We start from the raw sequence: 22,751 nt of genomic DNA, 5'->3' as shown, positions 1-22,751 counted from the left end.
TTACATGAAATCTCCAAAAAAGAGGTTCTTCTTAAAATAGAACCCAAAAGAAAACCCTTTAGTTATTACTAAAAGGGTTCTCTGAATGTCTTGAATTTATCACATTGTTGCATGTATGGCGGTCTCACATTCAAGTAGGCTCTACATACGGCACTAAGAGCAGCTTAATTACAGATAATAGCTATTATACGAATTTTAAACGGCCCGCTTCTATTGCAATTTCCGCATCACTATGAGGATATTTTGTATTCTCAATAATTTGATAATCTTCATGACCTTTACCAGCAAAAATAATCAAATCTCCTGGTTCAGCAACTTCTATCGCATGACGTACTGCCTCAGCACGATCTCCTATACATGCAAAATTTTCATGTAACATCCCTTTGGCAAGATCACCTGTTATACTATCGTAGTTTTCATAACGTGGGTCATCTGTCGTCAAAATAACGTATTCAGCAGCTGATGCCTTTTCTGCCATTGCTGGACGTTTCGATTTATCACGATTGCCACCTGTGCCAACTAGGAAAATAAGCTTGCCTTTTTTATATGGTTGAGCTGAAGAAATCGCTTTTTCAATTGCGTCAGGTGTATGTGCATAATCAACAAAAATCTGTACTGGTAAATCTGAGCAAACTTTTTCCATACGTCCCTTTACTGATGGTAATTGCTCAATTTGTTCAATGATTGTTTCCATTGAATAACCACGGCCATAAAAAGCAACCATAGCAGCAAGTACATTGTATATATTAAATTCCCCGAGTAAATTCATTTGTACATGATATATTCCCTCTGACATTTCAACGTCAAAAGATGTCTTGTAATCATGATACTCACAGTTAATAGCACGGAAATCAGCTGTTTCATTATTTAAACCATATGTCCATACTGGAAATGGTGTCATCGCTGCATAACGCTCTGACCAAGCATCATCAGCATTTAACACAACAAATTTATTCTTTTCTAAGTCTTGTCCAAGTTGAGAGAATAATAAGCCCTTCGCATGACCATATTCCTCCATCGTACCATGGAAATCAAGATGATCATGTGAAAGATTTGTAAAAATAGCTACATCATAATCTACACCAGCCAGACGTCCAAGTGATAAACCGTGCGAAGATACTTCCATAGTCATTAATCGGCAGCCTTCCATTTTTGCACGGAAAATCATTTGTTGCGTCGACAATGCATCACTCGTAGTATTTGCAGATTCATATAAAATACCATTTAAATTAAAGCCGATTGTTCCTGTTAGTGCTGATTTCTCGCCCATCCCATGCATGATGTTTTGAATAATACCAGTTACTGATGTTTTTCCATTTGTCCCTGTTACACCAATCATTGTCATATCCTTAGATGGATAATCAAAAAACTTTGCAGCTAGCAGGCCAACTGCTCGGTCCGTATCTTTCACAATCACCTGTGCAATAGTTTCTCCTAATGGTAATTTTCGTTCAGTCACAACGATTGTTGCGCCACCTTCAACCGCTTTCTGTGCATAGTCATGACCATCCACTGTATAACCTTTTATACAAACAAACATACTATTTGGTTGCACACTTCGTGAATCAATGACAATATCACTTACTTGGTCAGGTAATACTCCAATTATTTTTTTCAAAGGTAATGCACTTAACAATTCCTCTGCATACATTTCATAGTCCTCCAATCAATCTCTACACTCATTTCGTCATTTGTTGTTTTTTCGACAAAAAATGACAATATGAATACCCCCACATTCTATTGAATTTATTTTACTACTTATTCATCCATAAATAAAATGCCTCTTAGGACGTTTTTTCGATGAAAACGCTATCATTTTGATATATCTTAAATATTTCACTGAAATGTACCTAATTTATCAAAAATCGGCATTTATCGACAACTGTATTTTTTAATTGGAAGCTATATATCTGGAGAGCTTGTTTAAATGTCACGACTAAAAGTGAGGTGTCGAAGACCTTTTGTGTCCCGACACCTCATTCTTTACTATTTCATAAAAGTTCGTACAAGCTTAACTTTTTGTTTATACGGAGGAAATAGAATATTCGTCTCTACCTTTGAAGATTTTTTTAATATAGATTTTGGGTGAGTAAAGTTATCAAAACTTGCCTTCCCGTGATACGCTTTTACCCCTGATGAACCAACACCGCCAAATGGTAAATGTAAATTCCCAACATGTGTAATCGTGTCATTAATACATCCGCCACCGAATGGTAATTCCTCTAAAAAGTACTGAATAGCTTTCTCATGCTCTGAGAAAAAATATGCCGCTAAAGGCTTTGGTAACTGACGAATTTGGTGAATAGCAAGCGGCAAATCATCATACAACATCACAGGTAAAATCGGACCAAATAGTTCATCCTGCATTGAAGGATTTGACCATTTCACATATTCAACAATTGTAGGCTCAATATATAAATCATCTCGATCTGTTCTACCACCAAACGTAATTGCATCACGTTCTTCCGTTATTATTTGCTGTAATCGATCAAATTGTCTTAAATTCACAATACGACCATAGTCAGGGCTTTTTAATGCATTTTTACCATAGAAGGCACGAAGCGTTTCTTTCAATAATTTCATAAATCGGTCATAGACATCTTTATGGACAAGGACATAATCTGGTGCCACACAAGTTTGTCCGGTATTTGAGAATTTACCCCAAGCAATTCTTTTCGCTGCTACTTCTAAATTGGCTGTTTGATCGACAATTGCCGGACTTTTCCCACCAAGTTCTAAGGCAATCGGTGTTAATCGTTCTGCAGCTGCCTTTGCAACAACCTTCCCAACTGCCACACTTCCTGTGAAAAATATATAGTCAAAGGATGCATGAATAAGTGCCGTCACTTCTTCTTTTTCTCCTTCTACAACACGCACATAGGAAGGACTAAACGTTTCTTCAATTATTTTTTTAACAATTACTGCTGTATGCACAGATGTTTCGGATGGTTTTACAATAGCCGTATTGCCACCAATAATTGCACCGATTAATGGCTCCATTACGAGCTGGAATGGATAATTGAATGGGCCAATAATTAATGTCACCCCATATGGCTCTCGAACAATAAAGCTTTTCCCCATCTGAAATTGAATTGGTGTTTTTACAACTTCTGGTTTCATCCATTCTTCAACATGCTTTACCATATAAGAAATACTATCTAAAACAATACCAACTTCTGTTGCATATGCCTCAAACTCACTCTTTCGTAAATCTAAATGTAAAGCATTCAAAATTTCTTTTTCATATTTTAAAATTGATTTCTTCAGATTTATTAATTGCTCTTTTCGAAATTTTGTACTCTTAGTCGCTCGTGAAAAATAAAATTGACGCTGTTCTGTAATCATATTCTCTACGTCTTGTGGCGTAAAATTCATCATAAAGCACCCCTTTTTTAAAAATGGCATACATAGTTTTTTCATTTTGAAACAAACTATCTTTGTCTATACGATACAACATTGAAAGCAAAAATTCCTCTTTCTTATATTAGTTATGAGGTGATGAGGTAATGAATGTAGCTAAGATGGTTTGTGATTTTTGGAAATTTACAACTACATATTGAAAAAGAAACGGGGGCGTAGATGAATGACAACAACAACAGGAACTTGGTGGGAGTCTATTTTTTCTGGACCATTAGCGCACGGTATTAGTGAAGAAAAATTATTGCTATTGCAAGATGAGGCTTTCTTATATCTCTCTACAACATCAGTTGAGAAAAACCAAGAACTTGATACAAATTAAAAATAGCGCATTATAGGCGGTTATTTCCTATAATGCGCTATTTTGTAGACTTGATACTTATTTCTCTTAAATGTATTTTTAGCCGTCAATTTTCTACTGTGCTCGCTCTATCGTCTCATTTGCGACAACGATTCCCAACTTTTAGTGATGGATCCTTTTTAGTTTACTAATACAATTTGCTGTAACTGCTTTAATTCTACGTCAAGTCGATTGATCGCTTCATCCTCGATGGCAAAGCTTCCATCTTCAAGCCGAATGATTTGTTTATCCACAATATATACCGAATGCGAAATAGTGGTAGCTCCTAGTACAGCTAAAATTGGTTTCAATGCATATTCTAACGCAAGTAAACGCCCGATAGAACCTCCTACAGCAATTGGTAAGATTATCTTTCGATGCAATGCTTTTTGTGGCAACAAATCTAAATAAGTTTTCAAAATCCCTGTATATGAAGCTTTATAAATGGGCGTTAATAGTACGATAATATCTGCTTCTTCCACCTGTTTATTTTCTAAAATGATGACTTCACTTGCAAAATTTGCTGTAATTAAATCTTCTGCAGGTAATTCATGCACATAATTTGTATGTACCTCTATTCCTTGTGTTTTGAAATAGTTCTCTACCTTTTCATGAATCGCCGTAACGCGTGAATTTCTCGAATTGCTGCCATTAATAATAACTGCTTTTGTCATATTAGCCACTCCCTTTAAGCTATCTATTTGCCTCTAAAAAATTAAAAAAGCCTCTATGTTTACAGACGGGTGCATATCCCGTTACGTAAAATAGAAGCCTCTAGATGTCTAGTCAACTCAAGTTTTAATACCAAGTAATCTTATGAATTTAATTTAACATACTAACTTGTAAAGTCAATAAATTTTAAACTTTTATTGATGAATGGCTTTGTCAAAAAAAGCTTTTGCAGCATCCCCAATATGCTCTGAAACTGTAGGGTGTGGGAAAATCATATTTGCGAGCGTATGGACAGTGCCTCCAGCATTTTTAGTAGCTAAAATAGCATTTAACATTTCTGTTGCCCCATCAGCAACAACACATGCTCCTAAAATACGTCCTTCCTTTTTCGTTGCAATAAGCTTAATAAAACCTCCTGTATTCCCTTCCATTAATGCTTTAGGATTTGTCTGTAAAGGCATTTGAGTCACCGTATAAGGTTCTTCAACCTGCTCTTCCAGTAAACCAAATGTTGCAATTTCAGGATGTGTATAAACACAACGAGGAATCAACGTTTGATCAATCAGTGCCGGCTTATTTCCTAAAATATGATCCACAACATGAATTCCCTCTGCACTCGCTGAGTGAGCTAGCTGGTAACCACCAACTAAGTCGCCAATGGCATATATGTGTGGCTGACTTGTTTCAAGATGCTCATTGACAGCAATCAATCGACCATCGAATGCTAGACCAAGCTGCTGAGCGATTTCTGTATTTGGACGTCGACCTGTTGCAAACAAAAGATTTTCATATGTATAAATGCCTTTAGATGTATGAATTTCGTTACCATTAAAATGCTCGAATTGAAAATCTGTTACAAGCTCAATACCCAGCTTTTCCATCTTTTCGCGAATAACCGGTCGTGCATCCGGTTCTTCTGTCTGTAAAATATCTTCACTATGATTTAGCATCGTCACCTTCGTTCCTAGTGGTGCCAGGCTAAATGCCATCTCCACAGCAATAACGCCACCACCAATTATTGTTAACTGCTTTGGCAACTCCTCAATATCAAAAAACGTATCCGTTGTAAAATATGAAGACGTCTCTAAACCTTTAAATGGCGGGACAAATGGTTTACTTCCTGTTGCTAAAATGATATCCGTTGCAGTAAAGGACTCACTTCCAGCAGTTACAGTTAAATCCTTAGCTACTGCTGCTTCTCCTCGATAAAAGGTAATTTGATTGCTCAAAATATAATTCTCAATATTCGTTAAAAGCTCATCAACAATAGCATCTTTACGTTTCATTAATCGCGGGAAATTCACATGTACTGTAGGAGTTTCAATTCCCCAGTCATTACCACGTTTTATTTCCTGAATAAGCTTGCTATGCTCCAATAAAATTTTCGAAGGAATACAGCCGACATTATAGCAGGCTCCCCCTACTTTATCGCGCTCCACTAAAGCGACCTTCTTGCCGCATTTTGCTGCATGAATGGCTGCCACGTATCCCCCTGGACCTGCGCCAACAATTGCAATATCAAATTTTTCCACGAAATTCACCTCATTTACCACCATATCATTTACAAAATTTGAATGCAATGCCATATAATTGGCTCATCACCATAACGTGTGGTTGATTTCCGTTCCGACTGGGCGCTTTGTTGCTGTCGCTTCGCTTTCGCACAGATAAAACATTTGCCGCTGACGCTTCGCTTTCGCGCAGAGCAGAGCTTCCTGGGGGCGTCCGATGAGCCGCTTCACTCGCGTTGCTCGCTCCAGGGTCTCGGGCCAACACGATGTTGGTCACGAAGGCGTTATCACAGGATGTGATGCTCTTAGCCTTCGTTCCTCTGACGCTGATCCCCAAGGAGTCGCCCAGTCTCCACTCCAATCAACTTATATACAAGGCATACGTCTTAACAAATGTCACCCACAACTTTTAGTGATGAGCCATATAATTTGCAGGAAATTTAGCAACATTTTATCTACTTCAAGCTGTTATCATAAAAGGAAAATTTGTATGGCCTCAGATATTTTTATTGTCAATCAATCATACCTCAGCATCATTGCGTCTGGAATCGGCTGAAGGCATGAGTCCAACAGATGTTTTTTGTTAAAACGTTAAGGTACAACATTCAAAAATCTCTCATTATTCTTTATTGAACAACGAGAGACTTAAATTTTCACCATGATGGATGAAGTATTTCATAGAAAATCTAAAGCAAAGGTTTTCGATAGGGTACCGTACCTTTACGCGGATATTTACTGTGCTTTCGCGGATATTCCCTTGCTCCGCGGGTTAATAAATATTTCGTTGCCAAAAGCGTTGCTGGGCAATGGCATCTACAAATTTTTTAGCGAAATCTTTGTTGCCAGTTGCCAACACAATTCCTGGTCCTACATTAGCATTGGACATATTAAAAAATATAGTACCAGATGTGGCAATGCCGATCGGTTTATAATGTCTATACGCTTCATTAATATAATTTACAATATACGAATTAAACTTTGCCTGATTGTTTGCCTTTACACCTACAACATATAATGAATCAAATAGTACCGCATCCGTCGTAATAAATGTGTCACTTGCTGTTAACTGTACGCCATCACTGCTAGTAACGACCCCTAATCTGTCAGAAATAATATTGTACCGAACACCTTGTCTTGTTAAATATTTCAGCACTTCTCCGACTTCATTTGCGTCAAATCCATCACCTATTAGTACACCTACTTTAAGTGTTTGTGGCACTTTTACTGTATTAGCTTGGCTAAGTGCAGGTGATGATAACGTGACATTTATTTGCTCCCCTTTTGGCCGATTAACACCAATATTATCAGCTACAGTTGTTGCCATTTCTTTATCCACTCGAACGAACATATCAACAACCTGTTGGCGTACTGACTTACTTTTCACCTTCCCTACCTCAAAGCTGAAGGCATCGATGATATGTTGTTTTTCAGGAGGTGACATACTATTCCAAAAAAGCCTTGCCTGTGAGAAATGATTATCAAAAGATTTACTGCGTGCTCGTGTAATCCGTCCTTCAACCTTTTCTTCATAATGGACATAGCCGCCCTCCCTTGCAGTAGAGGTAGAAGGTGTATTATTTGCGAGAGAATTTTTATGATAGCTTACTCTCCCAACATTAATAGTTTGTCGACTAAAGCCATTGCGTTGATTATTATGAATTGGACACACAGGTCGGTTAATTGGTATTTCACTAAAGTTTGGTCCACCTAATCGTATGAGCTGTGTATCTAAATAAGAAAATAGCCTTCCTTGTAGAAGTGGGTCATTCGTAAAATCTATGCCTGGCACAACATTGCCGGGATGGAAGGCGACTTGCTCTGTTTCAGCAAAAACATTATCTACATTGCGATTCAAGGTCATTTTCCCAATCTTTTTAACTGGCACTATCTCCTCCGGCCAAAGCTTCGTTGCATCCAATATATCAAAATCAAATTTAAATTCGTCCTCTGGCTCAAGCATCTGTATACCCAGCTCATATTCTGGATAATCGCCAATCTCAATTGATTCCCACAAATCACGTCGGTGAAAATCTGGATCCTTTCCAGCAATAATTTGCGCTTCATCCCAAACAAGCGAATGAACACCTAGCACAGGCTTCCAATGAAATTTCACAAATCTGGACTTTCCTTTATCATTGACGAAACGGAAAGCATGAACACCGAAGCCTTCTATCATTCGAAAACTTCTAGGTATTGTTCGATCAGACATATGCCACATAATCATATGTGCAATTTCCTGATTGTTCGCCACAAAATCCCAAAATGTATCGTGCGCTGAAGCTGCTTGTGGCATTTCATTGTGAGGCTCAGGCTTTACCGCATGAATTAAATCAGGAAATTTAATGGCGTCTTGAATAAAAAAGACAGGTATATTATTACCAACTAAATCATAATTGCCTTCATCCGTGTAGAATTTCGTCGCAAACCCACGAACATCTCGTGCAGTATCCATCGATCCTAAGCTGCCAACTACAGTCGAGAATCTGACAAAAACAGGTGTTTTCTTATTTGGATCCTGTAAAAAACCCGCCTTTGTATATTCTTTCATTGACTCATACAGCTCAAATTCCCCATGTGCAGCAAAGCCTCTCGCATGTACAACACGCTCTGGAATACGTTCATGGTCAAAATGTGTCATTTTTTCTCGAAAATGAAAATCCTCCATAATGGTTGGCCCACGAACTCCAGCCTTCAACGAATCCTCATCATTCGAAACTTTTAACCCCTGATTCGTTGTCATCTTTTTTCCTTCATTATCGACACGAAACGGCTCCAGCTGCTGATCCTTTACATTCTCATCTGAATTTTTGCGCTGATTCGAATTAGAATTATCCACGCAATCCCCTTTCATTCCAATACTCATAATTCTCAATATACACTATATGTTTTTTTGGAATAAACATGCTTCAAGATTGTTGCTATAGCAGAAATACGACCGGCACTAAGGGCATGCCGAAAAGTGGAGGTTTCAAAAAAAGTCCGCTAAACAGTGACTTAAAGTTACTATCGAAGTGGTTATAGAATAATTTCTATTAATAAATAAAACCTTGATTGGCAAATGAAGTAACCCCAAAAGTTAAATTGTTTGTCTAACAATCCGGGATCTGCCTCAAATTAGCCTATCAAGGTTTTTTATCACTATTCAGCTATCTTTTAAATCCAACCTATTAATCTAATTATTTAAACGCTTGAGCAGCTGTCACAGCTTTTTTCCAGCCTGCATAAATTTCCTCACGAAGTGATTCATCCATATCAGGTGTGAATTGACGTTCTAAATTCCAATACTCACTAATTTCATCTGTTGATTTCCAGAAGCCAACTGCTATCCCCGCTAAATATGCAGCACCTAAAGCAGTTGTTTCGTTAATAACCGGACGATCAACGGGAACATTTAATAAGTCTGCTTGGAATTGCATTAAGAAATTGTTTGCAACAGCGCCACCATCTACACGTAATTTTGTTAGTGGAATATTTGCATCTGCTTCCATTGCGCTAAGTACGTCTTTTGTTTGATAAGCTAATGATTCTAATGTTGCACGTACAAAATGTTCTTTAGATGTACCACGAGTTAAACCGAAGACAGCACCTCGTACATCAGAATCCCAATAAGGCGTTCCTAAACCAACGAATGCAGGAACTACATAAACGCCATCAGTCGACTCCACACGTTCAGCATATTGCTCAGAATCAGTAGCAGAGCGGAACATTCGTAAGCCATCGCGTAACCATTGAATAGCAGAGCCAGCTACGAAAATACTTCCTTCTAAAGCATAAGTAACCTTACCATCTAAGCCCCAAGCTAGCGTAGTTAATAAGCCATTCTCTGATTTTACTGCCTTTTCACCAGTGTTCATCAACATAAAGCAGCCTGTACCATAAGTGTTTTTTACCATGCCTTCTTCAAAGCAAGCCTGACCAAATAGAGCAGCTTGTTGATCACCCGCAGCCCCAGCAATCGGAACAGCAGAACCGAAGAACAGAGCTTCTTCTGTATAACCATATACTTCTGAAGAAGGGCGAACCTCTGGAAGCACGGAAGCAGGAACGCCTAAAATATTTAATAACTCCTCATCCCATTTTAAATCATAAATGTTATACATTAATGTACGAGAAGCATTTGAATAATCCGTTACATGTACTTTACCACCAGTCAACTTCCATATTAACCATGTATCAATTGTGCCGAATAGTAAGTCCCCTGCTTCTGCTTTTTCACGAGCACCTTCAACATTGTCTAAAATCCATTTTACTTTTGTGCCTGAGAAATATGCGTCGATTAATAAACCTGTTTTATCACGGAATAAGTCATTGTAACCATTTGCTTTCAATTCTTCACAAATAGCATTCGTTTGGCGTGATTGCCATACAATTGCATTATAGATTGGCTTCCCTGTAGTTTTATCCCAAACAACTGTTGTTTCGCGTTGGTTTGTAATACCGATCCCAGCAATTTGATTTGAATCAATATTTTTTGCAGAAAGCGCTGTAGCGATACAAGACAGAATGGATGACCAAATTTCTTCTGCATTATGTTCAACCCATCCAGATTGTGGGAAATGTTGTTGAAATTCTTGTTGTGCACTATGGAGAATGCTCCCTTTTTCATCAAACAAAATAGCACGTGAGCTTGTTGTACCTTGATCTAAAGCTAAAATATATTTTTTTTCTGACATCGGTCATACCTCCAAATATTTTTTAATTTCTTTCAGCAAGTGTTTTGGTAGCGAAAGCGAAGCGTCAGCTACAATTATTTTCTGTAGCGAAAGCGCGTCAGCTACAATTATTTTCTGTAGCGAAAGCGCGTCAGCTACAATTATTTTCTGTAGCGAAAGCAAAGCGTCAGCTACAAATATTTTCTGTAGCGAAAGCGAAGCGTCAGCTACAATTATTTTCTGTAGCGAAAGCGAAGCGTCAGCTACAATTATTTTCTGTAGCGAAAGCGAAGCGTCAGCTACAATTATTTTCTGTAGCGAAAGCGAAGCGTCAGCTACAAAAGTCCCCTACCTCTATAGGTGGTGAGATGAATGCGGATTTAAGCTACTTTTCAGCGGATGTCACGGAATCGGAAAGGAGTTCTTAAAGGATGTTAGCCTAAAATCATCGCATCCATGCGATAACGGCTAACTGACCTGCATCGGTAAAAACGCCACGTCCTGTGGCATTACCGAAATGACCGACATCGTGTCGGCCCTCGTGCAGGCCTAAGCACAAAGGCGATTTCGGACGCAATTATGCTGAGGCATAATGATTTACGCTTCACTTTTAACATTTTTCACTGTCATTTGAGCACCGATAAAAATAATAGCTACGATAATAGCAAGCAACCAGAATGCAATACTATTTTTCCCCTCAAAAATTTGTTGGAAAAATAGGGCACCGAATGTACCACCGATCATTGGACCAACAATTGGCACCCATGCATATGACCATCCCGAGTCACGTTTTCCTGGTATTGGTAAGAAAAAGTGAGCGATACGTGGACCTAAGTCACGTGCAGGGTTAATTGCATAACCAGTAGGCCCCCCTAATGCCATCCCAATAGCTACAATTAGCATACCAACTAGAAACGGGTTTAGCCCATCTGTAATTGTGTTTGTACCTAATGCTAGAATACCTAAAACAAGTATAAATGTACCAATCATTTCGGAAACTAAATTTGATAATGGATGTTTAATGGCAGGCATTGTAGAAAATACAGCCAGTTTTGCATCTGAATCTTTCGTACCTTTCCAATGTGGTAAATACATAAAATAAACAAGTACCCCACCTAAAAAACCACCAATCAATTGTGCAACAATATAAGCAGGTACGTCTTCCCACGGGAAATTACCAATTGTAGCAAGTGCGATTGTTAAAGCAGGGTTTAAATGAGCACCACTAATACCACCAACAGCATATGCAGCCATCGCCACACCTAGACCCCAAGCGAATGTAATCACCACCCATCCACCGCCAAAACCTTTCGATTTGTGCAGTGATACACCCGCAACAACACCACCACCGAATAAAATAAGAATCATCGTGCCGACAAGTTCCGCTGTTAATACAGACATATAAAAAACCCCCTTTGTTTTTAATACACCTAAAAAAACAAACCCACACTTAAACAAACTGCATACTAGCAGTTGAATAAATGTGGGTTCCTTTTCCTAACCACGCGCTTGAACTTACGTACATTCTAGAAAAAGTAACCCACATAATCAACTTATTGTTTAAAATTTTCCCATAAATCTTTGTTTGATGGCGTAATGGCCACTGCACCAGCTGATAGCGCCTCCTCTATACTTTCCACTGTGCGAACTAGTCCACCTGTAATAACAGGGATTTTTGTACGTTGATGAACTTCAGAAATCATTGAAAGGCTTTTTTCAAACGCAATCGTATCAATTAAAAAGACACGCTGAATAGCCATAATTCCACTAGATTTCGCCTTTATTAACATATTCGATTGAGTGGAAATAATGCCTGCCGGACGGATATCATTGCAAAAAAAATCAGCTGCAAAATTATCTGTTTTTAATTAAATCTGCATGAATAATTAACTTTGTAGCGTTACGATCTGCCTCGCGCCTGATTGACATAAGTAAACTAATATGCACTTCTAGTAGAACAATGTATTCGAATCGACTATTTAATACCTCCTCAAATTGCTTTACTGTACGTGCAGCGGGAATAATTTGTTGATTATTAAAATTCATTTGATTACCCCTCTGTATAAAAAGTCCGTCATAAAATATCTAGCCTATTTGTATACGGTAAAATCCTTCTTACTTTCCGCGGCAAGGCAAAAGCACATCGCTGTACTCCTGCCGCTACGTTTCTCTCATGCTTTGTCGCACATACAAAAGTCTACGTGGATTTCCACCAAAATATATCTACTTTTAGGACAGCTCCTCATTTTTTTATAATGCAGTTGTGGCTCTTGTTATTTCTGTATTTAAATCTTTTTCATATTGCTCACGTTGCTCAGTAGACCAATTTAATTGTTTTGCCATTTCATCTATTACTGCATCTTTGTACTTCTTCACAAGCGCGATATTAAAGAACATATAGGCTGTACGACGAATTATAAAATCGTTTGGATGAACAACCATTTCATGATGAATCCCATATAGTAACTGAGCATAGAGCATTTGAGGTAAAACAGCATGTTTTTCTTTTACATATTCAAAAACAATGTCAACATTTGACCCGTAATGATGTGCTAAATGTTTTGCTTCCGCTTCAGATAATCCCATATCAATGCCCATTTTTGTTCGTTTAGATGCGAATGCATGGAAGTTTTTGGAGCCACCAACATCTCCACCAGAAATATGAATATGCTTTGTATAACATGGTTTAGATGTAACCCCAAATTGTTGTTCTAAATCTTGCGTAATCTTATTTAAGACAATTTCAGCCATTTTACGATAACCTGTTAATTTACCGCCAGCGATTGTCACAAGTCCTGAAGAAGATTCCCATACTTCGTCCTTACGAGAAATTTCAGAAGGGTTTTTACCGTCCTCATGAATTAATGGACGAACACCTGCCCAGCTTGATTCGATATCTTCATCAGTAACTTTAACTTTTGGAAACATGTAATGAATTGCCTTCATCATATAATCACGATCTTCTTGATGAATATCCATTTTACGTGCATCGCCTTGATAAAATGTATCTGTCGTTCCAACATATGTTTTCCCATCACGAGGGATCGCAAATACCATGCGGCCATCAGACGTATCAAAATATACAGCTTGGTGTAATGGGAATTTGGATTTATCAAAAACGATATGCACACCTTTCGATAAAATTAAATGTTTACCATTTTGTTTTCCTTCGATATGACGAACATCGTCTACCCACGGACCAGCAGCATTAACTACCTTTTTAGCACGAATCGTAAACATGTTATAGGCAATCAAATCTTGTGCTACGATTCCATTAATTTTCTTCTGGTCATTGTATATAAAGTTTTCTGCCTTTGTATAGTTTACAAGTGTAGCTCCTTTTTCGATGGCTGCTTTGGCAACTTCGACTGTCAGACGCGCTTCATCTGTACGATATTCTACATATACTCCTCCGCCACGTAATTCCTCAGCTTTGACCAAAGGTTCTTTTTCAATGGTTTTTGCAGCATTTAACATATAACGACGTTCAGAACGTTTAACACCTGCTAAAAAATCATAGACACGTAAGCCAATATTCGTTGAGAATTTGCCAAATGTGCCTCCTTTATGGAACGGGAGTAGCATCCATACAGGAGTTGTTACATGAGGTCCATTTTCATAAACAATCGCACGCTCTTTTCCTAAATCTGCAACCTCTTTTATCTCAAATTGTTTTAAATAACGAAGCCCACCGTGTACTAATTTTGTCGAGCGACTAGAAGTACCAGCGGCGAAATCTTGCATTTCAACTAATGCTACAGATAAACCGCGGGCAACTGCATCAAGCGCAATACCACATCCTGTAATACCGCCACCGATGACCAATAAATCGTATTCTTTACTTTGTAATTCCTCAATCGATTGTTGACGTTGTATTGCTGAAGCTGTGCTCATAATGAATTTCCTCCTTATTAAGAACGAAAAAAGAGACCATTAAAAGCATATGCACGAAATGTACAAATGTTTTTAATGGTCTCTCAGTCGCTCAAAACTTTTATTAACTTGTAGTGTGTTTAAATAGGAAAGGCAAGTTAGATAATCGGAAGAATAACGACTAAAAAATATACTTTTCAATCATTTATGGGGGTCAAGATGTATCATATGTTCAGTTCAGTTGTCATAGCTTTCTGATCTTATTTATTCCCGAACACTAAAAATTCATGTTAAAAATTTCAGAGGTTGTTAATCTACAGGATGATCAATATTAGAGGACTATAAAAAGACTACCTCCAGCTTTTGATGAAAATCTACAACACGGCTGGTCCTCTATTAGATCCCCAGAAAATCTGCTGTTGACATTAAAATATGTATTGAATCATTTCATGTATGTTGCAATATGGGTTGTCACGGTTTTCTGTCTTGCGAAGTGCCATCATTTCCGTGCAGTTTTTTATAGCGACCTCATGCCGTAATGCGATGGGTGCAATAACTGACTCATCCGCTTTATGTCGGAAATAACGTGTTATCCCTAGATGTTGCTCCATCTTATCATTTAAAACAGCACGAGGATATTTTTCCGAAATATCGACCTCTTCAAAATGTAACAGTAACCATAATTCAAATGCCTCATTTGAGTAAGCAATATGAATATTTTTCTCCTCACAAAAGTCATTCACTTCTTCTAACTGCTTTTCAGTTAAATCATCCTTATCAAATACAATCCAAACTTCATCAAAATATTGATAGCTCGAATCTCGATAGGCATGCTGAGCTAGCTTAATAGCTGAGCGTTTCACGTTTTTAATTTTGACACTTACCAATTTTGAGCGCTTTAAAATACGCATTTGCTCAAAATAAATGCGCTCAGTTTCACCTTCACAATAAATTAAAATAGTTTTACGTAGTGTTCGGTTTCCTTGTTGACGTACTCTCACAGCTCAGATACCTCCACTTTATCTAAATATTGATTGGATAAGTATTCATTAATAACCGGTGTTGCACCAAACTCGCCCTTTAAGTAACGCTTGGCATAGGAAATATCTCCTCGTTTCTTCTGCAAATCTACAAAATCAAATAAGGAGTATAACTCGGATTCATTTTTAAAGCTTTTATTGACAAACCAAATTTGATCGGAACGTAATGGCTGATCCAATAAATCAATTTCATGACTTGTTACAACAAATTGATTACTGGCGTTACGTTTGCTGTTCATTATAGCCATTAAAAATTCACAAATCGATACATGAAATGCAGTATCAAATTCATCTATAAAGATCGTTTTTCCTTTATTATATGCATCTACCATAACACATGCTAAATGTAGCATCCGTACTGTTCCCTTTGAATCCATCGTCCAATTAATCGTCTCTGTACCGATTGGCGCACCTGCTTCATCGAACGATAAATAGTGCAAATCAATATCCACCTCTTGAATAACCTCCGAAGTGTCAAACTCATAAATAGTATTTTTCTCTCTGCGCTCAACATGTCTTGCTGTCACATTTTGAATAGAAAAGTCTGCAATTTTAAGTAGCTTAATGACTTCATTCTTAAAGGGTTCCTCTTCAAGTTTACGAATCAGTGGATGACTTGATAACCGGTTTGCTTCATCGAGGAACAGAATTTTATGTAAAAACCAATCAAATATTTTCGTAGCATCGGGGTCATTAAAGACATTTAATACTGATAAGAAAGCCGTATTATTACGCGTATATTTTGTCAGCTCTAACGCTGTGTTTTGGGCAGTTTCATACAAATATTCTGTCCCATCCCACTGTCTGATAAAGAGCTGTTCTTTCATGGACGTTGTCGTTTTAGCGAGGCATTCATAAAGAACCTGCGATGCATTATACTGTACCTCATAATCATACAGTACCCCATCTAGTAATAATGAAATCATAAATTCTGTCGGTTGCCCTTGCTGACCTCCTAGCTTAAACGGTTGGTAGGGCAAGCGCAGTTGTTTGACATTATTAAGGTTTTCAAAGTTAAACAACAAAGAACGTAACACTTTAATAGCTGTGAATAAGTTCGATTTTCCACTTCCATTTGGTCCAAAAATAAAAGCGCTTTTCACAAGACGAAACGATTCAAAATTCATTGTATGTGTGTCTTTTAGTTTTCGAATACGGTTTCCCGCGACCATAGAAAATAATGTTTCATCTTTATAACTTAAGCAATTTTTCACTCTAAAATCTACTAACATGTGTAAGCCCCCCGTTCAATTCCACAGCATTCCTTTAAAAATAATCAGGTGTGTTGAAAAATAATTATACTATAGACATAAGAAAACACTATTTTTAACCCGTGTAATACCAATTACAAAATATGTCAATTTACTAAATAGCAATGAAAGATCAAGCATGGTTTTGACGCTTGAACGAGGGTCTATATTTATTTGCTGATGAATGATTAGTTTCCCTCTCTCAATAAGTAATTGAAAATATAAAAAGAGGATTTTCTCCTTAAAGCAGGGTAAATCGTCTTAGATAGGCCTTTCAAACAATATATACTCATAAAACCTGTAAACGGCAAGGATTCGATGTGTCTTCCCTTTACGATGCAATTAGATTTTGTCATTTAAATAAAAGCGTTCGCCCATGCTGGGAATCAAAAGTTTTACTTAAATTCATTATTGTAAATATAAAAAGACGATTTTCCCTTTGGAGTAGGGTAAATCGTCAAATATTACACTTACAAATCTTCATCTTCATATTTAATGAACTAAGCGAGGTCCTGTACTTAAATTTCAACGATTTTTTCATTTTGTAATGCTTGCAATGTGCGCTCTATGCCTTCCGCAAAAGAAGTTTTTGGTCTCCACCCCATTGCTTTTGCCAACTTGGCATTATTTAAAAACGAATGCTCAATATCTCCCTCTCTTGCAGGAGCATATTGAATTTCTAAAGGATGATTTAAATGCTGTAATAATAAAATGACTTGATGAATCGACCACGCCTCATTCGTTGATACATTATAAATGCCTTGTAATTTAGCTTGCACACCGGCATAAATAGCATCTGCAATGTCATCTACATAAATGAAATCTCGTGTCTGTTCTCCATCTCCATAAATCGTAAAGGGCTTTCCTTCAATACTGCTTTTTAGCATGCTAGGAATAACCGCCACTTCCCCCTGCATACATTGTCTTGGGCCGAATACATTAGCAAATCTGTAAATTAATGTTGGTAAACGATAATCCTTTTGCCATTTTTCACAGTATGTTTCACCAATGCTTTTATTTAATCCATACATTGAAATGGGCTCACTAACATCCGTTTCTTCTAGTGGTGGATAGTGACTATCACCGTAAACAGCCGCAGACGAGGCAAAAACAAAATGCTTTACTTTATATTTTGACGATAAGAAGAGCATCTGACTTAGCCCTACAATATTCGTTAAAACGTCCTTCACTGGCTCTTGTATCGATTTTCGGACACTTGTTTGCGCAGCACAATGGACTACCACATCAAATGATATTTCCTTAAAGAGATGCTCACAAACCTCATCTTCTACATTCAAAAGATACGATTTATGCTCAAAGTCGACATTACGTAAATGGCCTGTGCTTAAATTATCAATAATATAAACATTTGCACCTTCCTTAAAGAAACGCCTTGCCACTGCACTGCCAATAAAACCATAACCACCTGTCACTAATACATTCATCCCATCGCCCCCAAAAACAATATGATGATTTATATGCAGTAATTACTAAAATTATGCAAGTAACTTAGTTATTGGGTTATTTTTATAAAATAACCCTAGTTTTGACTCATCACTATATCGTGTGGTTGATTTTTGTTCCGACTGGGCGCTTTGTTGCTGTCGCTTCGCTTTCGCACAGATAAAACATTTGTTGCTGTCGCTTCGCTTTCGCACAGATAAAACATTTGTTGCTGTCGCTTCGCTTTCGCACAGATAAAACATAAAAAACTGTGCCCGACTATATTCGAGCACAGTTTGCATGTTTAAGCTGGATTTACTTCTAGTTCAACTGTAATTTTAATGTCTTTACCAACAAGAACACCACCAGTTTCCAAAGCAGCATTCCAAGTCAAGCCAAATTCTTCACGATTGATTGTCGTTTCAGCTTCAAAGCCATAAACTTCTTGGCCCCATGGATTTGTCCCTTTCCCATTAAATTCAGTATCAAATGTTACTGATTTTGTTACGTCTTTAATTGTTAAATCACCTGTAATGGCAAATTCATTATCTAATTTTTTTGTAATGTTCGTTGATTTAAAAGTGATTGTTGGATATGTTTCGGCATCGAAGAAATCTGCTGCTTTTAAGTGATTGTCACGATCTTCGCTACGTGTGTTAATGCTTGCTGCATCGATTGTAAAGTCAATATTGGCTGTTGTTAAATCTCCAAGATCCGCCGCTTCTATATCTGCTGAATAAGTATCGAACACACCTTTTACCTTTGATACCATCATGTGTTTTACTTGAAAGTTAACTGCTGAATGTCCTAAATCAATGTTCCATTTTGCCATTTTAAATTCCTCCATTTACATTGTTGTTTATCTCGAATTCGAGATATATGTTAAAATATGAAGTAACTACATTAATTATGTTCAAGATAAAACATGAGTAGTTACTTTGAATACACTAGTTACCAAAAGTAATTGATTACTTTATGTAACTTACTATATATTAATAATTAATTTACGTCAAGTGATAAATTAAAACTTTGCTACCTTAGCAGTTTCCCCACACTGGCAGCCGAACTTTCTCGGTCTTTAAAATTACAATTTATATAAAACTCATTATTGTCCGTTTGCAAAATTGAATTATTAAGCTTTGTGCCATCGATTGAAACTCAACCAAATTCACCCTTAATATATTGAAATTTTCTATTAAAAAGGAATATCACGAAAAAATTCCTGATATCCCCTAAATCCTCTTAACAACGCCACTTATTTAACTAAACATTTCCAATATACCAATAATTAAAAGTAACAAACCAGATATAGCTGCAGAATATTTTCCAATAAATGTTTTAGTTAGTAAACTTCCAAAATGACTACCAACACCCACTGTTATAAATGAAAAAATGCCGATAGAGATTACTGTCCATAAGACTGATATACCGTTTGCGCCAATAGCAATACCTCCAGCTAGACAGTTGGCAGATAAGACAAAACCAAGTGTCATTGATTCTCTGAAAGAGATAATGTAATTTTTATCTTCATCAAATAATTCAGGTTTTTCTGCAATTCCTTGCTGAGAAAAACGATTTGACACTAAAGTCCACAATCCTATAGTAACTAACAGTAAACTACCTAACAAATTAGCTGTATGTGGAGAAATGAATTCATCAATCGTACTCCCGGCTGTAACTGCAACATATGTGACGATCATGGAAATGACCGCTATAGCCGCGTTCGATAAAACGGGGATCTTTACACGTTTTATCCCATAGGCAAGACCTATACCTAAATTATCTAAGTTTGCGGCTATACCTATAAGAATGATGGTTACCCAATGCATACTTTTCCTCCTCAAAATATTTGAAGCATTTGCACATATCATATGAGGAAAAAAATATTTTGTTCAGCCATCTTTGTATGGAATTGAATCGTGAAAAACTTGGGTTTTTTACGATTCAATGTCATTTACAAGCAAAGCACTGATGAATACTAATGTTATCACTTCAGTTATTAATGTATTAAAGTACTGGGCATCTTCTTCATATTGAATTCCACTTTTTTTGAAATAATTCATAATCAGGTGTTACTTTTATTTTTATAAAATTTCAATTTGCTCCTCCAAGTAAATTGAAATTTTTTGAATTATAAAATTCGTTTAGTAATCATCGTTAAGTAGTCTAAAATGAGGTTGTTTCAGTATTATTTCATATATTATTCAGCTGAATACTCGACATTTATTTTAGAATAATGCTATTTTCACCTATTACTTTTTCTATAAACACTTCTACTAAATTAGGATCAAACTTAGTGCCCTTCTGTTCTTTTAAATATGAAAGTGCCTCTTCTTTTGTCCAAGATTTTTTATAAGCTCTACTACTAACTAAAGCGTCATATACATCTACTATGGATATAACTCTCGCTTCAAATGGAATTTCTTCTCCTTTTAATCCCATGGGATATCCTGATCCATCCCAATTCTCATGATGAGATTTAATAATATTCCTTGCTATTTCTATATCTTCAAAGAGTTTATTGTTCATTTCATCAGATATTTTATTTAATACATCGATACCGATCAGAGGATGCATCTCCATGATTTTCCTTTCATGAATTGTTAATGTACCCGTTTTATACAGTATCGACTCTGGAATTCCGGATTTGCCAATGTCATGCAATACACTGTATTGAATAATTTTATTAATATACTCTACAGATAAATTATATGTTCTATCTTCAAAGAGGCTTAGCAAGAGTTTCTCTGATAGCTTTTGCACATTTAAAAGATGCCCTGCGATATCTACATCGCGCATTTCACTTGATAGAGCTAACAATTTAAATAATTCCTTTTGATCTATTTGTTTCTGATTCACTTCTTCTATCAATAGTTGTTCTGCCACGCGCATTACTCCTACATAATAAACAATTCCTTTTATTTCAATTGGAGTAATCGTTATAAATGAGTACCTTTGCTCTAATGATTTGTTAACATTAATCATCGTCCCAGACCATGTTTTACCATTTCTCAATGTATTTTCTATCGATTTATACATAACAAATGGTGTTGCACTCGATTTTAAACACCCTACTGGTAATCCAATTAGAAATTCTCTTTTATAGCCAGTGCTAATTTCATATTGTTGATTCACATCAATAATTAATTGATCTTCATCAACAATTACAACAGCATCACCCAGTTTTAAAAAATACGTTAATTCTTTTGGCATTTTTTTGCTCATTCGGAAAACTCCTCATCAATTGTTTAATTCATTAGCAAAACTAGCAGGTCGATCAGCCGACAATGCAACTTCATCAAATGCTTTACCCAATTCTTTCACGACATCAACAAAAATTTCCAATTCTTCTTGTGAATATTTATTATGTTCTTGTGTTTCCTTCATAGATTGTAAGATTTGTTCAAAAAATATGTCTGTTTGTTTCATAATTTCATGCCCGTCATGAACGGATTGGTTTATCATGTCAAGTGAAGATGATAACTTTTCCACATTAGTTACGGTGGATAAAATTAAATGAGCTACATTTGAGACTGATTTTTTCGTTACTTCTGATAGTTTCTTAACTTCTTCTGCTACAACTGCAAATCCTCTGCCATGTTCGCCAGCCCTCGCTGCTTCAATTGCTGCATTAAGAGATAATAAATTTGTTTGATCGGTTATTTCCTTTACAATATCTATAATGCCTTGGACTTCCTTTGTTATCTTTAACAATTCTTTTATATCATTGGAGATTATTCGGACTGCCTCATGAACTTTCATCATATTACTATTCTGTTTACTCATTTGAACTTTTCCATTTTCAGCCCGCTCTTCTGCTAAAGCAGATAACTCTTTTCCGGCATTGACGATCTCCATCATTTCTGTGCAAAGAATATGTAATTCCTTAAATGTCGCATTAGTTTGTTCTGAAATAAATACTAGATTTTCAGTTGAATTGACAACTTGAATTCCAGTTTTTGCTGCCTGTTTATTTGATTTTTCTTTAATTTTACTTGTCTCTTTATCGTATTCTTCAAGAACTATTTGTTCCTCTAAGTTAAATAATTTTGAAAGTGCTTTTACATTAGAATAATAAAGCTCTTTATCAGAAAAATTCTTTTCGATCATCTCAATAACTGTTATAAACAAATTTTGAAAGGCGCATAAATACCATTTTGTCTGTAGACCAATTTTTACATGCATTTGCGCTATTCTAGCTCTTTTTAAAAAATATTCATCATCAATTATTCCCGAAAACATTTCTAAAATATGTAATTTTAAAGTTCTCTTCAAAGCATCCACTGAACTATTTTTTTTAATAAGAGTCAATAATGAATCTTCCAATTCTAGATTATTGTAAAAGTGATCAACAATGTCATCTATTGCTTCTTCAATAAATGGTTGCAAGTTTTTAATTACTTGTAAGTCTTTTATTGAAAAATTAATCATTTTTATTTGCTTCTCTATTTCACTGCCATTTTGAATATCCATCATTATATTACTATCGAATAATATAATGCCGTTGTCTATCTGTATATTTTTATATTTCCAGCGCATGAATCAACCTCTAT

19 protein-coding genes and 1 pseudogene are annotated in these 22,751 nt (G+C 36.5%); 2 read left to right on the top strand and 18 right to left on the bottom strand.

Annotated elements, in window-relative coordinates; genetic code table 11:
* Nucleotides 1-184: 184 nt before the first annotated feature.
* On the bottom strand, nt 185-1,651 hold the full coding sequence (locus tag ACVWXS_RS03350; RefSeq protein ID WP_374963678.1) for a UDP-N-acetylmuramoyl-L-alanyl-D-glutamate--2,6-diaminopimelate ligase: 1,467 nt from the start codon (nt 1,649-1,651) through the stop codon (nt 185-187).
* A gap of 335 nt (nt 1,652-1,986) precedes the next feature.
* Nucleotides 1,987-3,375, bottom strand: a complete 1,389-nt coding sequence (locus ACVWXS_RS03345; RefSeq protein ID WP_456956041.1) for an aldehyde dehydrogenase — start codon at nt 3,373-3,375, stop codon at nt 1,987-1,989.
* A gap of 208 nt (nt 3,376-3,583) precedes the next feature.
* On the opposite strand from ACVWXS_RS03345, the gene ACVWXS_RS03340 reads away from it, so the two are divergent.
* Nucleotides 3,584-3,739, top strand: a complete 156-nt coding sequence (locus ACVWXS_RS03340; protein WP_456956039.1) for a hypothetical protein — start codon at nt 3,584-3,586, stop codon at nt 3,737-3,739.
* A 158-nt stretch (nt 3,740-3,897) separates the two neighbouring features.
* On the opposite strand, the gene ssuE is transcribed toward ACVWXS_RS03340, so the two are convergent.
* The 5 genes from ssuE to glpK all read right to left on the bottom strand — a co-directional run bounded on the left by ssuE (nt 3,898) and on the right by glpK (nt 10,613).
* Nucleotides 3,898-4,431: an NADPH-dependent FMN reductase gene (gene ssuE, locus ACVWXS_RS03335; protein ID WP_456956037.1), complete on the bottom strand. Its 534-nt coding sequence runs from the start codon at nt 4,429-4,431 to the stop codon at nt 3,898-3,900.
* A gap of 192 nt (nt 4,432-4,623) precedes the next feature.
* On the bottom strand, nt 4,624-5,961 hold the full coding sequence (gene lpdA, locus ACVWXS_RS03330; protein WP_456956035.1) for a dihydrolipoyl dehydrogenase: 1,338 nt from the start codon (nt 5,959-5,961) through the stop codon (nt 4,624-4,626).
* Between the two features lie 25 nt (nt 5,962-5,986).
* On the bottom strand, nt 5,987-6,301 hold the full coding sequence (locus ACVWXS_RS03325) for a hypothetical protein (protein WP_456956033.1): 315 nt from the start codon (nt 6,299-6,301) through the stop codon (nt 5,987-5,989).
* A gap of 408 nt (nt 6,302-6,709) precedes the next feature.
* The gene (locus ACVWXS_RS03320) at nt 6,710-8,791 is read right to left on the bottom strand and encodes a catalase (RefSeq protein WP_456956162.1); all 2,082 of its coding nucleotides are present in this window, start codon (nt 8,789-8,791) and stop codon (nt 6,710-6,712) included.
* Nucleotides 8,792-9,116: 325 nt separating this feature from the next.
* Complete coding sequence (glpK, locus tag ACVWXS_RS03315; protein WP_456956031.1) at nt 9,117-10,613, bottom strand: glycerol kinase GlpK; 1,497 nt, start codon at nt 10,611-10,613, stop codon at nt 9,117-9,119.
* Between the two features lie 44 nt (nt 10,614-10,657).
* Here glpK and ACVWXS_RS03310 point away from each other — a divergent pair, with 44 nt between their 5' ends.
* Nucleotides 10,658-11,020: a hypothetical protein gene (locus ACVWXS_RS03310; RefSeq protein ID WP_456956029.1), complete on the top strand. Its 363-nt coding sequence runs from the start codon at nt 10,658-10,660 to the stop codon at nt 11,018-11,020.
* Between the two features lie 169 nt (nt 11,021-11,189).
* Here ACVWXS_RS03310 and ACVWXS_RS03305 read toward each other — a convergent pair whose 3' ends face one another.
* The 11 genes and pseudogenes from ACVWXS_RS03305 to ACVWXS_RS03255 form a co-directional block, all read right to left on the bottom strand.
* On the bottom strand, nt 11,190-11,993 hold the full coding sequence (locus ACVWXS_RS03305) for an MIP/aquaporin family protein (RefSeq protein WP_456956027.1): 804 nt from the start codon (nt 11,991-11,993) through the stop codon (nt 11,190-11,192).
* Nucleotides 11,994-12,145: 152 nt separating this feature from the next.
* Nucleotides 12,146-12,638, bottom strand: a pseudogene (locus ACVWXS_RS03300) (glycerol-3-phosphate responsive antiterminator).
* 204 nt (nt 12,639-12,842) lie between these two features.
* Nucleotides 12,843-14,486, bottom strand: coding sequence for a glycerol-3-phosphate dehydrogenase/oxidase (locus tag ACVWXS_RS03295; protein WP_456956025.1), 1,644 nt, complete (start codon nt 14,484-14,486; stop codon nt 12,843-12,845).
* A gap of 404 nt (nt 14,487-14,890) precedes the next feature.
* Entirely contained in the window at nt 14,891-15,466 is a 576-nt protein-coding gene (locus tag ACVWXS_RS03290) for an RloB family protein (RefSeq protein WP_068983381.1), read from the bottom strand.
* Nucleotides 15,463-16,737 carry an AAA family ATPase gene (locus ACVWXS_RS03285; RefSeq protein ID WP_456956022.1) on the bottom strand — a complete coding sequence of 425 codons (1,275 nt, stop codon included), beginning with the start codon at nt 16,735-16,737 and terminating at the stop codon, nt 15,463-15,465. Before ACVWXS_RS03285 ends, ACVWXS_RS03290 begins: the two co-directional genes overlap by 4 nt.
* Nucleotides 16,738-17,273: 536 nt before the next feature.
* On the bottom strand, nt 17,274-18,200 hold the full coding sequence (locus tag ACVWXS_RS03280) for an NAD-dependent epimerase/dehydratase family protein (protein WP_456956020.1): 927 nt from the start codon (nt 18,198-18,200) through the stop codon (nt 17,274-17,276).
* A gap of 51 nt (nt 18,201-18,251) precedes the next feature.
* Complete coding sequence (locus tag ACVWXS_RS03275) at nt 18,252-18,500, bottom strand: hypothetical protein (protein ID WP_456956018.1); 249 nt, start codon at nt 18,498-18,500, stop codon at nt 18,252-18,254.
* 2 nt (nt 18,501-18,502) lie between these two features.
* Nucleotides 18,503-19,030, bottom strand: a complete 528-nt coding sequence (locus ACVWXS_RS03270; protein WP_456956016.1) for a YceI family protein — start codon at nt 19,028-19,030, stop codon at nt 18,503-18,505.
* Between the two features lie 427 nt (nt 19,031-19,457).
* Nucleotides 19,458-20,027: a manganese efflux pump gene (locus ACVWXS_RS03265; RefSeq protein ID WP_456956014.1), complete on the bottom strand. Its 570-nt coding sequence runs from the start codon at nt 20,025-20,027 to the stop codon at nt 19,458-19,460.
* Between the two features lie 394 nt (nt 20,028-20,421).
* The gene (locus ACVWXS_RS03260; protein WP_456956012.1) at nt 20,422-21,423 is read right to left on the bottom strand and encodes an HD domain-containing phosphohydrolase; all 1,002 of its coding nucleotides are present in this window, start codon (nt 21,421-21,423) and stop codon (nt 20,422-20,424) included.
* Nucleotides 21,424-21,438: 15 nt separating this feature from the next.
* Nucleotides 21,439-22,737 carry a protoglobin domain-containing protein gene (locus ACVWXS_RS03255; protein ID WP_456956010.1) on the bottom strand — a complete coding sequence of 433 codons (1,299 nt, stop codon included), beginning with the start codon at nt 22,735-22,737 and terminating at the stop codon, nt 21,439-21,441.
* Between the last annotated feature and the right edge of the window lie 14 nt (nt 22,738-22,751).

This window comes from Lysinibacillus sp. TE18511, assembly GCF_054062295.1.
Note: the sequence above shows the minus strand (reverse complement) of the source record. Positions and strands in the feature narration are given on the sequence as shown.

Coding starts and splice junctions, on each gene's coding strand:
- ACVWXS_RS03320 (WP_456956162.1), bottom strand. CDS start 8,791: ATGAAAGGGGATTGCGTGGATAATTCTAATTCGAATCAGCGCAAAAAT.
- ACVWXS_RS03265 (WP_456956014.1), bottom strand. CDS start 20,027: ATGCATTGGGTAACCATCATTCTTATAGGTATAGCCGCAAACTTAGAT.
- ACVWXS_RS03340 (WP_456956039.1), top strand. CDS start 3,584: ATGACAACAACAACAGGAACTTGGTGGGAGTCTATTTTTTCTGGACCA.
- ACVWXS_RS03350 (WP_374963678.1), bottom strand. CDS start 1,651: ATGTATGCAGAGGAATTGTTAAGTGCATTACCTTTGAAAAAAATAATT.
- ACVWXS_RS03270 (WP_456956016.1), bottom strand. CDS start 19,030: ATGGCAAAATGGAACATTGATTTAGGACATTCAGCAGTTAACTTTCAA.
- ACVWXS_RS03275 (WP_456956018.1), bottom strand. CDS start 18,500: ATGCAAACTGTGCTCGAATATAGTCGGGCACAGTTTTTTATGTTTTAT.
- ssuE (WP_456956037.1), bottom strand. CDS start 4,431: ATGACAAAAGCAGTTATTATTAATGGCAGCAATTCGAGAAATTCACGC.
- ACVWXS_RS03255 (WP_456956010.1), bottom strand. CDS start 22,737: ATGCGCTGGAAATATAAAAATATACAGATAGACAACGGCATTATATTA.
- ACVWXS_RS03295 (WP_456956025.1), bottom strand. CDS start 14,486: ATGAGCACAGCTTCAGCAATACAACGTCAACAATCGATTGAGGAATTA.
- ACVWXS_RS03260 (WP_456956012.1), bottom strand. CDS start 21,423: ATGAGCAAAAAAATGCCAAAAGAATTAACGTATTTTTTAAAACTGGGT.
- ACVWXS_RS03280 (WP_456956020.1), bottom strand. CDS start 18,200: ATGAATGTATTAGTGACAGGTGGTTATGGTTTTATTGGCAGTGCAGTG.
- ACVWXS_RS03305 (WP_456956027.1), bottom strand. CDS start 11,993: ATGTCTGTATTAACAGCGGAACTTGTCGGCACGATGATTCTTATTTTA.
- ACVWXS_RS03285 (WP_456956022.1), bottom strand. CDS start 16,737: ATGTTAGTAGATTTTAGAGTGAAAAATTGCTTAAGTTATAAAGATGAA.
- glpK (WP_456956031.1), bottom strand. CDS start 10,613: ATGTCAGAAAAAAAATATATTTTAGCTTTAGATCAAGGTACAACAAGC.
- ACVWXS_RS03345 (WP_456956041.1), bottom strand. CDS start 3,375: ATGAATTTTACGCCACAAGACGTAGAGAATATGATTACAGAACAGCGT.